The organism is Xanthomonas euvesicatoria pv. euvesicatoria, assembly GCF_020880415.1.
GTDB classification, from domain to species: Bacteria; Pseudomonadota; Gammaproteobacteria; order Xanthomonadales; family Xanthomonadaceae; genus Xanthomonas; species Xanthomonas euvesicatoria.
Map to the genome: position 1 here is coordinate 48965 of NZ_JAJIUJ010000119.1, position 14710 is coordinate 63674.

Here is a 14710-nt window from a genome sequence, read left to right on the forward strand (position 1 = left end):
ACGTGGGCGGCCGCGGGGGAGGGCACGGCCAGCGCAGATGGTGCAGCGCCATCTGCTGCTGCGTGAGTCTGGGAGCTCGCACGTTAGTGCGCCATTCACGCGCATGGCGCGGATTTGACCGCGTGCGAACACGCGCAAGGCGCATCATGCCGCTGCGCTCGCGTTCGCAAGAGACCAGGTAAGACGCACTGTCGCAGGAGTGCGACATCCGCGCGTTTTAAGCTACCGACCCTTTCTTCCCGTTGTTGGCGCGCCTTGCCGACGACGCAACACCCCCCCGGAGTTTTCCCATGAGCACAGCCCACGCCTACGCTGCCCAGGCCGCCGATCAACCACTTGCCCCGTTCGTGTTCGAACGCCGCGCGCCCGGCCCCCACGACGTGCAGATCGACATCGCCTACTGCGGCGTGTGTCACTCGGACCTGCATACCGCACGCAACGAATGGCACAACACGCTTTACCCCTCGGTGCCCGGCCACGAGATCGTCGGCCGCGTGACCGCCGTCGGCAATGCGGTCACCGGTTTCAAGGTCGGCGACCTGGCCGGTGTCGGTTGCATGGTCGACAGCTGCCGCAGCTGCGCCTCCTGCCAGGAAGGCGAAGAACAGTATTGCGAGCAGGGATTCACCGGCACCTATAACGGCCCGATGTTCGGTGGCGGCGAGAACACCTACGGCGGCTATTCCGACCATATCGTGGTCGACCAGAAATACGTGCTGCGCATCACCCACAGCGACAACCTGGCCGCGGTGGCACCGTTGCTGTGCGCCGGCATCACCACCTATTCGCCGCTGGCACACTGGAAGGTGGGTCCGGGCCAGAAGGTGGGCGTGGTCGGCCTGGGCGGCCTGGGCCACATGGCGGTGAAGATCGCCAAGGCGATGGGCGCCACCGTGGTGCTGTTCACCACCTCCGAGAGCAAGCGCGCCGATGCGATGCGCCTGGGCGCCAGCGAAGTGGTGATTTCCAAGGACGAAGCGCAGATGGCTGCGCAGTACAACACCCTGGATTTCATCCTCAACACCGTGGCCGCGCCGCACAACTTGGACCCGTTCCTCAACGCGCTCAAGCGCGACGGCGCCATGGTGCTGGTAGGCGTGCCCGAGCAGTCGCACCCGTCGCCGGCGGTGTTCAACCTGGTGATGAAGCGCCGCACCCTGGCCGGCTCGCTGATCGGCGGCATCCGCCAGACCCAGGAAATGCTGGATTTCTGCGCCAAGCACAACATCGTCTCGGACATCGAAACCATCCGCGCCGACCAGATCAACGAGGCCTACGAGCGCATGCTCAAGAGCGACGTGAAGTACCGCTTTGTGATCGATATGGCCACGCTGGATAAGGCGGCCTGATCGCCTATCCAGGTGAGGGATGCCACCGCTTGCGTCGTCGAACGCAAGCGGTGTCGCGCAGCGACGTGCCACTGGCGAGAAAGGAGACGACGCAAATGACAGATCTGCAAGCGCAGGTTATGCATTACGTCGTGCTAGCGGATTTGATGCGCAAACGTCTTGTCAATGTTGATGTCGTGACCAGCGCATGATTGAAACAATGGAGAAAACAAAGCCCGCTAGGCACATGATCGCTGCCGCATACAGAACTAGGACCGTCAGCCAATACTGAAACGGATCGTGAGAAGCGGCAAAAAGCCCAGCGGCACAGTTTCTACAAGGCACCGTACCGGCTACCAATGCCTGCCAGACCATCAATGCCGGGATTACACCCAGGCAGAATGACAACACACTGCCAAGGACAAGGCGAGAGCGAATTTTCGGCTTGGCATACCGTTTCCAGAAGAACCGATAAGCGACCCACATCATTGGAGGTATGGCAACGGCCAAGACGTAAGTTGGCGACGAAATTCCCATTAGGCTGTAGCTCCAATGATGCGATCCTTCTGTGGATCAGCAAATAAGATTGAATCGTCTCGGCACAATGCACTCAGACGGACATTTACGTCTGGCGCGGATGCGATCTCATTACCTTAACCAAGATGGAAATACAGCTATCCACATCCACGCATGTGAGCATAAATCGAATTTCGTCAGGAGCGGGCGTCTGCTTAGCTTAGTTGCTAGTTGTAGCGCCTGCGATCCAATCTGCGCCAAAGAGCATGCGTGAGCACGATAATGAAAGGAACGATAATGAGAAGATAAAAGATCTGCAGCACCGGAACGATGAAAAAGTTCCAGCCATCGGTGCGGGCAGTTGTTGCAATCCACCACGCGTTTGGCACGAGTGAAAGTGCGATGAGAGTGCACAACACAAACAGCTTCTGTGCCGGGCCTGCGTTTGATATTGGCAAGAAAAAAGAATAAATGGCGTACGGAGTTACTCCAAGCAACGCCGTAACTCCAAATAGAAGGAGCGCTATCAACACCTGGCCTGTTGTTGCGAAGAAGGACCAGTCGACAGCTATCGCAGTGCATGCGGCAGTGACAAGCGCGCAGCACCAGGCGACGCGCTTTGATGCCTTGTCTAGATTTGTGGTGGAATTGGCCATGGCGCGTAGCATACGCTCACGCCCTCACGCCCTCACGCCCTCACGCCGCAGCCGGCTCCTTGACCTGCGCGTTCACCCCCAGCAGCTGCACGATGCTTCCCGCCGCATCGCGGCCTTCGGCCACTGCGGTGACCACCAGGTCCGCACCGCGCACGCAGTCGCCGCCGGCGAACAGGCGGGGGTTGCTGGTCTGGTAGGGCAGGCGGCCGTTGCAGTCGGCCGGGGCGACAATGCGGCCGTTGCTGCCGGCTTCCACGCCTTGCGAGGCCAACCAATCGGGCAGGGTGGGCGAGAAGCCGAAGGCGATGATCACCACGTCCGCTTCCAGCAGCGATTCGCTGCCTTCCACCGGCACGGCATTGCGGCGGCCGCTGGCATCGGGCTCACCTAATCTGGTTTCCACCACGGTCACGCCGATGGCTTCGTCGTCGGCGCCGGATTCGATCGACAGCGGCTGGCGGTTGAACAAAAAGCGCACGCCTTCTTCGCGCGCGTTGGCCACCTCGCGCGCCGAGCCGGGCATGCTGGCTTCGTCGCGGCGGTAGGCGCAGGTGACCTTGGCCGCGCCCAGGCGAATGGCGCTGCGCACGCAGTCCATGCCGGTATCGCCGCCGCCCAGCACCACCACGCGCTTGCCGCTGAGGTCGGGCAGGGCGAGCTGGTCTTCCCAGCCGGCGATCGGCCGGCCGTGCGGGTCGTTGCCGCTGACGATGCGGCTGTTCTGCACCAGGAACGGCAGCGCCGGCAGCACGTTCTTCAGGTCTTGCCCGGGCAGGCCGCCGTCGGTGTAGCGATAGGCGCCGGTCCCTAAGAACACCGCATCGTATTCGCCCAGCAACTGCTCGATGCTGACGTCCTTACCGATCTCCACGCCCAGGCGGAACTGCACGCCCATGCCTTCGAGGATCTCGCGGCGCTTGCCGATCACCGACTTGTCCAGCTTGAAGCTGGGGATGCCGAACTGCAGCAGCCCGCCGATCTGCTCATAGCGGTCGTAGACCACCGCCTCGATGCCGGCACGCGCCAGCCGGTCCGCACACGCCAGCCCAGCCGGGCCGGCGCCGATCACCGCCACGCGGTGGCCGGTCGGCTGCACGTTGCCCAGGTCCGGGCGCCAGCCCATCTTGAAGGCGGTGTCGACGATGTACTTCTCCACCGCGCCGATGGTGACTGCGCCGAATTCCTCCAGCGTGCAGCTGCCTTCGCACAGGCGGTCCTGCGGACACACCCGCCCGCACACTTCCGGCAGCGGGTTGGTGGAATGGCATAGCGCGGCGGCTTCCTCGATGCGGTTTTCCTGCACCAGCTGCAGCCACTGCGGGATGGCGTTGTGTACCGGGCATTTCCAGCTGCAATACGGATTGCCGCAGTCCAGGCAACGGCCGGCCTGGTATTGCGCATCGGCCTTGTCGAACTTGCCGTACAACTCGCCCCAGTCGCCGGAGGTGCGCAGTTCCACCGGAATGCGCGTGGGCATGGTCCGGGGCAGGTCGAGGAATTGGAAGGCTTGCTTGCGGCTCATAGACGCTGGGAATCGAGAATGGGGAATGGGGAATGGAGAATCGGAAAAGCGGGTCGCGACGAACGGGAAGAGGGTCGGGGAACCGGTTTTACAATTCCCGATTCCCTATTCTCGATTCCCGGCGGCGGCTACGCCGCCCGCCTGAGCGACTCCGTCAGCGACTCGATGCTGGCGGCCTTGGGTTTGACCAGCCAGAACTTGCCGATGTAGTCGCGGAACTCGTCCAGGATCTGCTGCGCCCAGATGCTGCCGGTCAGCTCGCGGTGGCGGCTGATCAGCGTATGCAGATGCTGGCGATGGTTCTCGAAGCCTTCGGCCGAGACGCGGTGGATGTCGATGAGCTCGTGGTTGTAGCGGTCCACGAAGTCGCGTTCGATATCCAGCACGTAGGCCAGGCCACCGGTGAAGCCGGCGCCGAAGTTCAGGCCCACCTTGCCCAGCACCAGCACGATGCCATCGGTCATGTATTCGCAGCAGTGGTCGCCGGCGCCTTCCACCACCGCCAGCGCGCCGGAGTTGCGCACCGCAAAGCGCTCGCCCGCCCGCCCGGCCGCGAACAGCTCGCCGCCGGTGGCGCCGTACAGGCAGGTGTTGCCGACGATCGGCGTGTTGCGTGCCTCGAAGCGCGCGCCGCGCGGCGGACGCACCACCAATCGCCCGCCGGCCATGCCCTTGCCGACGTAGTCGTTGGCTTCGCCTTCCAACTCCAGCTGCAGGCCACCGGCGTTGAACGCGCCGAAGCTCTGCCCGGCGGTGCCGCGGAAGCGCAGATTCAAGGGCGCATCGCTCATGCCGTGGTTGCCGTGCACGCGCGCGATGGCGCCGGACAGGCGTGCGCCGATCGAGCGGTCGGTGTTGTGGATCAGGAAGCGATGGTCGCCACCGCGCTTGTTGGCGATTGCATCGGCGAGCAGGCCATCCATCTGCGTGGCCAGGCTGTCCGGCGATTCGTACAGGCGCTGGGCGGCGCAGTGGCTGCCGTCGTAGCGGGCATGCGTCAGCAGGCGCGAGAGGTCGACCTTGACGCCGGGGCGCGGCGAAACCTCCAGCTGTTCCAGCAGGTCGGTGCGGCCGACGATCTCGTCCAGCGAGCGCACGCCCAGGTACGACAGCCACTGGCGCACTTCTTCGGCCAGCAGGCGGAAGAAGTGCTCCACCCGCTCCGGCAGGCCGGTGAAGTAGCCGGCGCGCAGGCGCTCGTCCTGGGTGGCCACGCCGGTGGCGCAGTTGTTGAGGTGGCAGATGCGCAGGTACTTGCAGCCCAGCACGATCATCGGCGCGGTGCCGAAGCCGAAGCTGTCGGCGCCGAGCAGCGCGGCCTTGACCACGTCCAGGCCGGTCTTCAGGCCGCCATCGGTCTGCAGAATGGTGCGCTCGCGCAGATCGTTGGCCACCAGCGCCTGGTGCGACTCGGCCACGCCCAGTTCCCACGGCACGCCGGCATAGCGGATCGAACTGACCGGGCTGGCACCGGTGCCGCCGTCATGGCCGGACACGGTGATCAGATCGGCGCCGGCCTTGACCACGCCGGCGGCAATCGTGCCGACGCCGGCATGCGCCACCAGCTTCACCGAGACCAGCGCCGTCGGGTTGACCTGCTTGAGGTCGTAGATCAGCTGCGCCAGGTCTTCGATGGAATAGATGTCGTGATGCGGCGGCGGGCTGATCAGGCCGATGCCGGGCTTGGCGTAGCGCAGCCGGGCGATCAGTTCGTTGACCTTGTGGCCGGGCAGCTGGCCGCCCTCGCCTGGCTTGGCGCCCTGGGCGACCTTGATCTGCAGCACCTCGGCATTGACCAGGTATTCCGGGGTGACGCCGAAGCGGCCGGAGGCCACCTGCTTGATCTTGGAGCGCTTCTCGGTGCCGTAGCGGGCCGGATCTTCGCCGCCTTCGCCGGAGTTGCTGCGCCCGCCCAGGCGGTTCATCGCAATGGCCAGCGCTTCGTGCGCCTCGGGCGACAACGCGCCCAGGCTGATGGCGGCGCTGTCGAAGCGCCGCAGCACATCTTCGGCCGGGGCGACCTGATCCAGTGGCGTCGGGGTGTCGGCACGCTTGAGCTGCACCAGGTCGCGCAGCGTGGAGGCCGGGCGCGCATGCACCGCGTCCACGTACTTCTGCCAATCGCCGGCATCGCCGGTGCGGGTGGCGCGCTGCAGCGTCATGACCACGTCGGGGTTGTACATGTGGTACTCGCCGCCGTGCACGTACTTCAGCAGCCCGCCCACTTCCGGCTTGAGCTGGTCGTTCCAGGCGCGCACGGTCAGCTCGCGCGCCTCGGTGTCCAGCCGTGCCAGATCCACGCCGCCGATGCGCGCCGGGGTGTCGGCAAAGCACAGGTCCACCACATCCGGGTCCAGCCCGACAATCTCGAACAGCTGCGCACCGCGATAGCTGGCGATGGTGCAGATACCCATCTTGGAGATGATCTTGGACAGGCCCTTGTAGATGCCTTTGCGGTAGCGGCGGCCGATCTGCGACTGCTCGCCACCCTTGCTCAGTTGCAGGATGCCGCGCCGGCCCAGGTCGAACAGCGTCTGGTAGGCCAGGTACGGATACACCGCGGTGGCGCCGACGCCGAGCAGGCAGGCCATGTGGTGCGGGTCGCGCGCGGTGCCGGTCTCGATGATCAGGTTGACGTCGCAGCGCAGGCCTACCTTGCACAGGTGGTGATGCACCGCGCCGGTGGCCAGCAGCGCATGCGCCATCGGCCGGTCCGGCACCGGGTAACGGTCCGACAGCAGCAGCATCACCGCGCCGTCGCGCGCGGCGGCTTCCACCTCCTGGCAGATGCGCTCCAGCCCGGCCTTGAGGCCTTCTTCCAGGCTGTAGGACAGGTCGATCAGGCGGTTGCGCTCGACGTACTGCTCCATCTTCAGCAGCTGGCGCAGCTTGCGCTGGCTGAGCACCGGCGAGTTGAGGATGACGTGGTTCACCGTCTCCGCACCGGCATGGAAGATATTGGTCTCCCTGCCGAGCTGGGTGGTGAGCGACATCGCGATGCCTTCGCGCAGCGGGTCGATCGGCGGGTTGGTGACCTGCGCGAACGCCTGGCGGAAGTAGTCGTACAGTGGCCGGGTCTGGCGGCTGAGCACCGCCATCGGGGTGTCGTCGCCCATCGAGCCGGTGGCTTCCTGCTCGGTCTCGGCCAGCGGGCGCAGCACCTGTTCCACTTCCTCGGTGCTGAGCTGGAACAGCTTGTGATAGCTGCGCAGGGTCTGCTCGCTGAAGGGTTCTTCCACCAGCGAGGGGTCGATCAACTCGGTCTGCAGGTAGGTCACGCCCTGCTGCAGCCATTGCTTGTACGGGGCGCGCGCGCGGTTGATGCGGTCGATGGCATCGGAATCGAGCAGGTCGCCGCGCTTGAGGTCGATCGCCATCATCTCGCCCGGGCCCAGCTTGCCCTTGCGGGTGATGCGCTCGGCCGGCAATTCCCACACGCCGGCTTCGGAAGCGACCAGGAAGTGGCGGTCGGAAGTCAGCATCCAGCGCGCCGGGCGCAGGCCGTTGCGGTCGAGCATGCAGGCCGCGTAGCGGCTGTCGCAGGCCACGATGCCGGCCGGGCCGTCCCAGGGTTCGGTATTGAGGCCGTAGAACTCGTAGAACGCGGCCAGGTCGGCGTCCTTGAACTCCAGCGACTGGGTCGCCGGCGGCACCAGGATGCGCAGCGCCTGCAGCAGGTCCATGCCACCGGCGATCAGCAGCTCCAGCATGTTGTCCAGGCTCTGCGAATCGGAGCCGTGCATGGAGATCACCGGATCGAATTCGGCAATGTCAAAGCGCGGGGTCTGCCACACCTTGCTGCGCGCCTGCGCCCAGCGCCGGTTGCCTTCGATGGTGTTGATTTCCCCGTTGTGCGCGAGCAGCCGGAACGGGTGCGCCAACGGCCAGCGCGGCAGCGTGTTGGTGGAAAAGCGCTGGTGAAAGACAATTGCGCTGGAGGACAGGTCGCTGCGCTGCAGATCCGGGTAGAACGTGCTCAGCTTGTCCGGCAGCACCATGCCCTTGTAGCTGATGCCGTTGGGCGAGAGGGTGGTGACGTAGAAGTCCGGCACGCCCTGCAGCTGCTGCTCGGCGCGACGGCGCGCCAGGAACAGCGCCAGGGTAAAGCCGTCTTCGGTCTGCTCCGCACCGGCATCGACGAATAGCTGCTCGATGCGCGGCAAGGTGTCGCGCGCCAGCTGGCCGCACACGCTGTCGTCGGTGGGCACCACGCGCCAGCCGCGCAGCTGCACGCCGGCGGCCTGCAGCTGCGCTTCCAGTTCGGCGCGACATCGCGCGGCCTCACTTTCGTCCAGCGGCAGGAACACCACACCGGCCGCGTAGCGCGTGCCCAGGGGGATGCCGGCATCGCGCGCGAGCCCGCGCAGGAATGCATCGGGTTTGCGAATCAGCAGGCCGCAGCCATCGCCGGTGAGCCCGTCGGCGGCGACACCGCCGCGGTGGGTCATGCGCGAGAGCGCCGCAATCGCGGTATCCACCAGCGCGCGGGAGGGTTGGTCGTCCAACTGGGCGACCATGCCAAAACCACACGCGTCGCGCTCGTCGCGCACGCTGTTGTAGAGACCGTAGTCGTTGAGCCCTTGGCGAGTGCGGGGGGCCATGTCTGCCTCTTTGCGATCTTAGGAGAGCGGCGACGACGTCGCAGCGCTCGATCCGTGGAGCGTTCGAAGAGGTCACCGGATGATCGACTAGACCACAGTTGATGCGGTGCCGCAATACACCGTTACAGCTGCAACGAGAACCGCTGCAACCCCTTGTGCCAGCAGGCTTGGCGCCGGTCTTGCGACAGGCGCCAAGGCCGTCTCAGCCGCAGCGCACCGAGGTGATCACGTTCTTGGCGTCCACTTCCAGATTGAGCCGTTCGCCATTGAATTCCATGGTGGTCATCTGGCCGGGTTTGAGCACACGCACCGACTTGGCGCCGGCATCGCTGCGTGCCTGTTCGCCCACCGCATCGGTCAACGGCTGGCCCACCAGCGATTGCACCTGGGTGGCATCGCAAGTGCCGATCGGCGGCGCTTCCGGCGCTGCATCCGGTGCGGGCGCAGCGGCTTGTTCGGCCGCGTGCTGGGCCTTGGCGGTGACGGCTTCCTGCTCATCGGGTTGCGGTTTGTTGCAGGCAGTCAATGCAGCCAGCATCACCAGGGTGCAGGTCAGGCGAGCAACAGGTAGAACAGCGCGCATCGATCACTCCAGCAAAGGGGGATGCCCAAGCATAAGCACAAAGTCACGCGACGGGCATGGCTTGCGCACAGGGCGTTGTCGTAGCGTTGACGCAGCCTAGTCTTGCTGCGGCCAACAATCGCGGCCAGTCCCTCGACCTGTGCGCAATGAAAGCCAAACGTGTTGTTCGCAATGCCGCAGTCGCCGTCAGTACGGCCGGCAAGCTCGCGGCGGTCGCCACCGGCGCCGCCGTCGCCACGGCCGCTGTGGCAAGCGCAGCCGCTGTGGCGCAGGCCAAGGCGACCGCGCGTGCGGCCGGGCTGACCTATGTCAACGACCAACAGCCCGGCATCAGTCGCCGCAAGGCCGGCAAGAGCTTCAGTTACCGCGATGCCGACGGGCAACGCATCGCCGATGCCGACACCTTGCAGCGCATCCGTTCGCTGGCGATTCCGCCGGCCTATACCGACGTGTGGATCTGCGCCAAGCCCAATGGCCACCTGCAGGCGACCGGGCGCGATGCGCGGCGGCGCAAGCAATACCGCTATCACGCCGACTGGGCGCAGGTCCGCGGCGAAGGCAAGTTCGAACGCGTGATCGCCTTCGGTACTGCGCTGCCCAAGTTGCGGCGGCGGTTGCGTCGCGATCTGGTGCTGCCGGGATTCCCACGCGAAAAGGTGCTGGCGATCGTGGTGGCGTTGCTGGCCGACACCCTGGTACGCGTCGGCAATGCCGAATACGCGCGCAGCAATCGCTCGTACGGGCTGACCACGCTGCGCAACCGGCACATGGAATTTCTGAAGGGCGGACGCGCGCGGCTGAAATTCCGTGGCAAGAGCGGCCAGGACCACGATATCGAAGTGGACGACAAGCAACTGGTCGAACTGATCCGGCAATGCCAGCAGCTACCGGGGCAATCGCTGTTCCAGTACCGCGACGACGATGGCCAATTGCAGCCGGTGGACTCGGGCGAGGTCAACGACTATCTGCGCGAGGCCATGGGCGAAGACTTCACCGCCAAGGATTTCCGCACCTGGGGCGGCACATTGGCCGCGCTGCAACGCCTGGCCCGGCTGCCGCTGCCGGAGCGCAGCAGCGAACGTGCGCTCAAGCAAGTGCAGAACGATGTCATCCGTGAGGTGGCCGATGCCTTGGGCAACACGCCCTCGGTGTGTCGCAAGGCCTACATCGACCCATGCGTCTTCGAAGGCTGGCGTGCGGGCCAGCTGCAGGCCATGGCAACCGGTGTGCGTGGCGAGCGCCAGTGGGAAGCGGCCACGCTGAAGTTTTTGAGCGCTTCGCGCAGCAGGCTCAAGACGCAGTCGACGTCTGCGGCAAGGCGCAAGTCGGCGTAAGCGCCCGAGGCTGACACCCACGGCATTCGCCACAGCCAGGGTGTCGGCGTGTGCGGGCATCGCGTACCGCGCGCGCGCCGGTTCCTGCGCGTCGCTCATGTCCGCCTGGCGACGATCAGCGACGCGGTGTCAACCATTCCAGGTGGCCGCCTCGGGACGCAGACAGCAGCGAGTGCCGTACCGAATCCCGAATTTCGATTCCCGAATCCCGAATCCTCAGCCGCAATAGATGGCCGTGATGCTGTTGTTCGGGCCGGTTTCGATGGTGAGCTGATCGCCGCCGCTTTCGCTGGCACCCTGAGCCGGGTCGGCCAGGCCGCTGGCGGTGGTGCCGCCGGTCGCGCGCTCGCCGCGGCGCACGATGACGCGCTGGCTGTCGCTATCCACGCGTGCACGTTCGATGGTCTGCGCGGCCGCCGCCAGACCCACCGCACCACGCACCTTGTCGCTATGGCACTGGCCGGAGATGGCGCCGTCGATGGGCTGCACCTGCGCCACCTGGTTGGAGGCACAGGCCGACAACAACGCAGCGGCAGCGAGTGGGGCGAGGACACGGATCATCGGGAAGCTCCAGGGCAAGAATGCCGCAAGCGTGAAGGTGGCGTTGTCGGGATGGCATGAAGATGCTGCGCGGCACCGTGTCAGAGACGGGCCTCACCCGTGTCTGCCGATGATCGTCAGCGCGCCGGACACGCTGCGCCAACGCTGGGCTACCTGGATTCGCTTGCCAATCTAGCGTTTCCGGACAGCGCCTCGCCCAGCAGCGCGAGAGGTGCAGACTCGTGCTTCCAACCCAGACGATCGGTAGCATGACCATCAAACCGCTGCTGCTTGCATTGGTTGCCTGCGCGGCGCTGCCGCCTTCGGTTGCACGTGCAGCGCCCGCGCCCAGCCAGGCCACCATGACGGTGGCAGGTCTCCAACGGCCGGCGCAGATCCGCGTGGACAGGTGGGGCCTGGCACATATCTACGCGCAGACCGACGACGACGCGTTCTTCGTGCAGGGTTTCAATGTGGCGCGAGACCGTTTGTTTCAGCTGGATCTACTTCGCCGCAAAGGGCTGGGCCATCTCTCCGATGCGTTCGGGCCAACCTATGTGGAACAGGACCGTGCCGCGCGGCTGTTTCTGTATCGCGGCGACATGGCACAGGAATGGAGCAGTTACGGGCCCACTGCCCGGCGCGACGTGGGCCGATTCGTCGCCGGCATCAATGCGTATATCGCATGGCTGGACAGTCACCCGCAGGCACTGCCCTACGAATTCGACAAGCTGGGGTATCGCCCCGAACGCTGGGCGCCGGAGGATGTGCTGCGCATCCGCACCACCGGCCTGAGCCGTAATGTCAAAAGCGAAGTCGCGCGTGCGAACGTCGCCTGCAAGGCCTCGCTGGCTGTCGATGCGATACGCCTGAGACTGCAGCCGGCCTGGACCACCACGCTGCCGGACGGGCTGGACCCGTGTCTGCCCAAAGACGTGCTGAAGGTCTACGAGCTGGCGACGCAAAGCCCCAAGCTGAGCGCAAGCACGCAACTTGCGGCAATCGCACCGACGTTATCGGCCATTGACGATGACGCCTCTGCCGAAGGCAGCAACAACTGGGTCATCGCGTCGCAGAAATCCGCCACCGGTCACGCGGTGCTGGCGGACGACCCGCATCGGGCCTACAACGTGCCCAGTCTTCGCTACTTCGTGCATCTCAACAGCCCTGGTCTGGACATCATCGGTGCCGGCGAGCCCACCGCGCCTGGCATCGCGATCGGGCATAACCGAACCAGCGCGTTCGGCCTGACCATCTTCAACATCGATCAGGAAGATCTGTACGTGTATCGGTTGCGTCCAGACGACAACGCGGCGTACTGGTACCAGGGCAAATGGGAGCCGCTGCGCAGCGAGCACGAACAGATCGCCGTGCGCGGCGCCGCGCCGGTGACAACAGAGCTGCAATTCACCCGTCACGGGCCGGTGATCTATGTCGATGTCGAAAAACATGTGGCGTATGCGCTGCGGTCGGTATGGAGCCAGCCCGGCGCGGCGCCCTATCTGGGCTCGCTACGCTACCTGCGCAGCAACGCGTTCGTGCAGTTCAAGGCCGCACTCGCCCATTGGGAGCGCCGTCGGTCAACCAGGTCTATGCAGATGTCGGCGGAACCATCGGCTGGGCCACCGCCGGCATGACCCCGCGCCGCGATCACGGCGATGGATTGCTGCCCGTGCCCGGCGATGGCCACTACGAATGGAACGGCTTCTGGGACGGCACGGTGTTGCCCTGGTCGAAGAATCCCAAAGCCGGCTTCATCACCACCTCCAACGAGATGAACCTGCCCGCCGGCTACCCGGTTGCGCAGCGCAAACTCGGCTTCGAGTGGGCCAATGAGGCTCGCCATGCCCGTATCACCCAGGTGCTCTCGCAGCTGCCCAAGGTGACGCTGGAGGACTCGCAAAAACTGCAGAACGATCAGGTCTCGTTGCCCGCGCAACGCCTGGCCGCATTGTTGCGACCGCTGCGTTCGCAGGACCCTGATATCAGCGCCGCACTGACGTTGCTGCGGCCATGGAATGGCGAGGTCAGCGCTACGTCCCCCGCCGCAGCGCTGGAAGAGGTCTGGTTCAGTCGCTATCTGGGCAATGCATACAAAGCGTTGCGATTACAGCCGTCGGAGGCCGACAGCTTCGGCGCGCCCGATGCCGCGGCCATGCTGGATGCGCTGGAACATCCTGGCGCCGCGTTCGGCGCAGCGCCGGCCGCACGCCGCGACCAGTTGCTGCTGCAGTCGTTGCGCAGTGCGTACCAGGCGCTTGTCTCGCTGCAAGGCCCCGATGCCTCGCAGTGGCAATGGGGCAAGCTGCATACCAACAAGATCTCGCATGCGATGAGCGCGGTGGCCGGGGCCGATCGCGCGCTGCTTGATGTCGGTCCGTTCGCCAAGGGCGGCAGCCCTTATACGCCGAATCAGTCCAGCTACGACCCTGCCGATTTTCGCCAGACGATCGGTCCTTCTGCACGATTGATCATCGACCTGGGCAATTGGGATAACTCTCGCGCCATGAATTACCCCGGCCAGTCCGGCGACCCGGCCAGCCCGCATTACCGCGACCTCGCACCGCTATGGCTCAAGGGACGCTATTTCCCGCTGCTGTACACGCGCGCTGCGGTAGATGCGGCAACCGAACAGATCTTCGACCTGGTGCCTGCGCAGGCGCACTAACGCAACCGCGAACCGACCTGATCCCGCGCACATCGCGTAGCAAGCGCGAGAATCCCCGCGTTTGCTACGCCGCCTGCGCTCACGCCGGCGCAGTCGCCTCGCGCACGAAGGCTTCATAGGTGCGCAGCGGACGTCCCAGCAGCGCCTGCAACTGCGCCACCGTGCCCTCTGCCGCGTGCATGCCCAGGCGCTGGATGCCGGCCATCATCAGGCGCATGTCATAGGCCAGCCACGACGGGCCGTACGTCGCCAGCTGTGCTTCGAAGGCGGCCACGTCATCGCCGGCGTAGGCGATCTCGCGCCCAAGCGCTGCGCTCCAGACCTTGGCCGCATCCACCCCGGTCAGTGCCTGCGGGCCGACCAAGTCGAGCGTGACGGGTGGCAACGGACCGTCTGCACGGTCGCGGCGCAGCAGCTCGACGACCGCGATATCGGCTATGTCGCGCGCATCGATCATCGCGATGCCCTGTGCGCCGATCGGCATCGGGTAGAGGCCGTATTTGGTGATCGTCTGCTGCACCATGCCTTCGTTCTGCATGAAGTACGCCGGCCGCAGGATCGTTGCCGGAATTTCCAGGCTTTCGATCATGCGCTCGACGGTGTGCTTGCCGGTGAAGTGCGGCACGTTGGTGTACGTGTCGGCATGGATCACCGACAGATACACGATGCGCTCGATGCCGGCTTCCTTGGCCAGATTCAATGCGATCAGCGCCTGGGTCACTTCGTCGGGGGTGACCGCATTCAACAGGAACAGCGTGCGCACCGATGCCAGTGCGGCGCGCATCGATGCGACGTCGGTGAGGTCTGCCACCACTTCGGTGACACCTGCCGGAAAGGAGCGTTTGCCTTGCTGGCGGACCAGCGCCTTGACCTGGGCGCCGGCGTCGGCAAGGCCTTGGGTGACCAGGGAACCGACGGTGCCGGTGGCACCGGTGACGAGAATGCTCATGGTGAATCTCCTG

The 14710-nt window shown here is 65.3% G+C and carries 8 protein-coding genes and 1 pseudogene; 3 read left to right on the forward strand and 6 right to left on the reverse strand.

Going from position 1 to position 14710, the window contains the following annotated elements:
• Window positions 1-290: 290 nt before the first annotated feature.
• Window positions 291-1349, forward strand: a complete 1059-nt coding sequence (locus LN450_RS20845; RefSeq protein WP_011345793.1) for an NAD(P)-dependent alcohol dehydrogenase — start codon at window positions 291-293, stop codon at window positions 1347-1349.
• Window positions 1350-2071: 722 nt separating this feature from the next.
• Here LN450_RS20845 and LN450_RS20850 read toward each other — a convergent pair.
• The 4 genes from LN450_RS20850 to LN450_RS20865 form a co-directional block, all read right to left on the reverse strand.
• Complete coding sequence (locus tag LN450_RS20850; protein WP_074038674.1) at window positions 2072-2500, reverse strand: hypothetical protein; 429 nt, start codon at window positions 2498-2500, stop codon at window positions 2072-2074.
• Window positions 2501-2540: 40 nt separating this feature from the next.
• Window positions 2541-4022, reverse strand: a complete 1482-nt coding sequence (locus LN450_RS20855; RefSeq protein WP_011345795.1) for an FAD-dependent oxidoreductase — start codon at window positions 4020-4022, stop codon at window positions 2541-2543.
• Between the two features lie 128 nt (window positions 4023-4150).
• Window positions 4151-8623 (reverse strand): glutamate synthase large subunit, encoded by a 4473-nt coding sequence (gene gltB / locus LN450_RS20860; protein WP_011345796.1) that lies wholly within the window; start codon window positions 8621-8623, stop codon window positions 4151-4153.
• 202 nt (window positions 8624-8825) lie between these two features.
• Window positions 8826-9206, reverse strand: coding sequence for an I78 family peptidase inhibitor (locus LN450_RS20865; protein ID WP_011345797.1), 381 nt, complete (start codon window positions 9204-9206; stop codon window positions 8826-8828).
• Window positions 9207-9262: 56 nt separating this feature from the next.
• Between LN450_RS20865 and LN450_RS20870 the strand changes: the two genes are divergently transcribed.
• Window positions 9263-10540, forward strand: coding sequence for a DNA topoisomerase IB (locus LN450_RS20870; protein ID WP_011345798.1), 1278 nt, complete (start codon window positions 9263-9265; stop codon window positions 10538-10540).
• Window positions 10541-10756: 216 nt separating this feature from the next.
• Here the strand turns inward: LN450_RS20870 and LN450_RS20875 are convergent, their stop codons facing one another.
• Window positions 10757-11101: a hypothetical protein gene (locus LN450_RS20875; protein WP_011345799.1), complete on the reverse strand. Its 345-nt coding sequence runs from the start codon at window positions 11099-11101 to the stop codon at window positions 10757-10759.
• Between the two features lie 341 nt (window positions 11102-11442).
• Here LN450_RS20875 and LN450_RS20880 point away from each other — a divergent pair.
• A pseudogene (locus LN450_RS20880) lies at window positions 11443-13748 on the forward strand (penicillin acylase family protein).
• A gap of 79 nt (window positions 13749-13827) precedes the next feature.
• Here the strand turns inward: LN450_RS20880 and LN450_RS20885 are convergent.
• Entirely contained in the window at window positions 13828-14697 is an 870-nt protein-coding gene (locus LN450_RS20885; protein ID WP_011345802.1) for an NmrA family NAD(P)-binding protein, read from the reverse strand.
• Between the last annotated feature and the right edge of the window lie 13 nt (window positions 14698-14710).

Excerpts from the sequence above, each read along its gene's own strand:
- LN450_RS20845 (WP_011345793.1), top strand. The coding sequence starts at position 291 with ATGAGCACAGCCCACGCCTACGCTGCCCAGGCCGCCGATCAACCACTT.
- LN450_RS20850 (WP_074038674.1), bottom strand. The coding sequence starts at position 2,500 with ATGGCCAATTCCACCACAAATCTAGACAAGGCATCAAAGCGCGTCGCC.
- LN450_RS20855 (WP_011345795.1), bottom strand. The coding sequence starts at position 4,022 with ATGAGCCGCAAGCAAGCCTTCCAATTCCTCGACCTGCCCCGGACCATG.
- gltB (WP_011345796.1), bottom strand. The coding sequence starts at position 8,623 with ATGGCCCCCCGCACTCGCCAAGGGCTCAACGACTACGGTCTCTACAAC.
- LN450_RS20865 (WP_011345797.1), bottom strand. The coding sequence starts at position 9,206 with ATGCGCGCTGTTCTACCTGTTGCTCGCCTGACCTGCACCCTGGTGATG.
- LN450_RS20870 (WP_011345798.1), top strand. The coding sequence starts at position 9,263 with ATGGCTTGCGCACAGGGCGTTGTCGTAGCGTTGACGCAGCCTAGTCTT.
- LN450_RS20875 (WP_011345799.1), bottom strand. The coding sequence starts at position 11,101 with ATGATCCGTGTCCTCGCCCCACTCGCTGCCGCTGCGTTGTTGTCGGCC.
- LN450_RS20885 (WP_011345802.1), bottom strand. The coding sequence starts at position 14,697 with ATGAGCATTCTCGTCACCGGTGCCACCGGCACCGTCGGTTCCCTGGTC.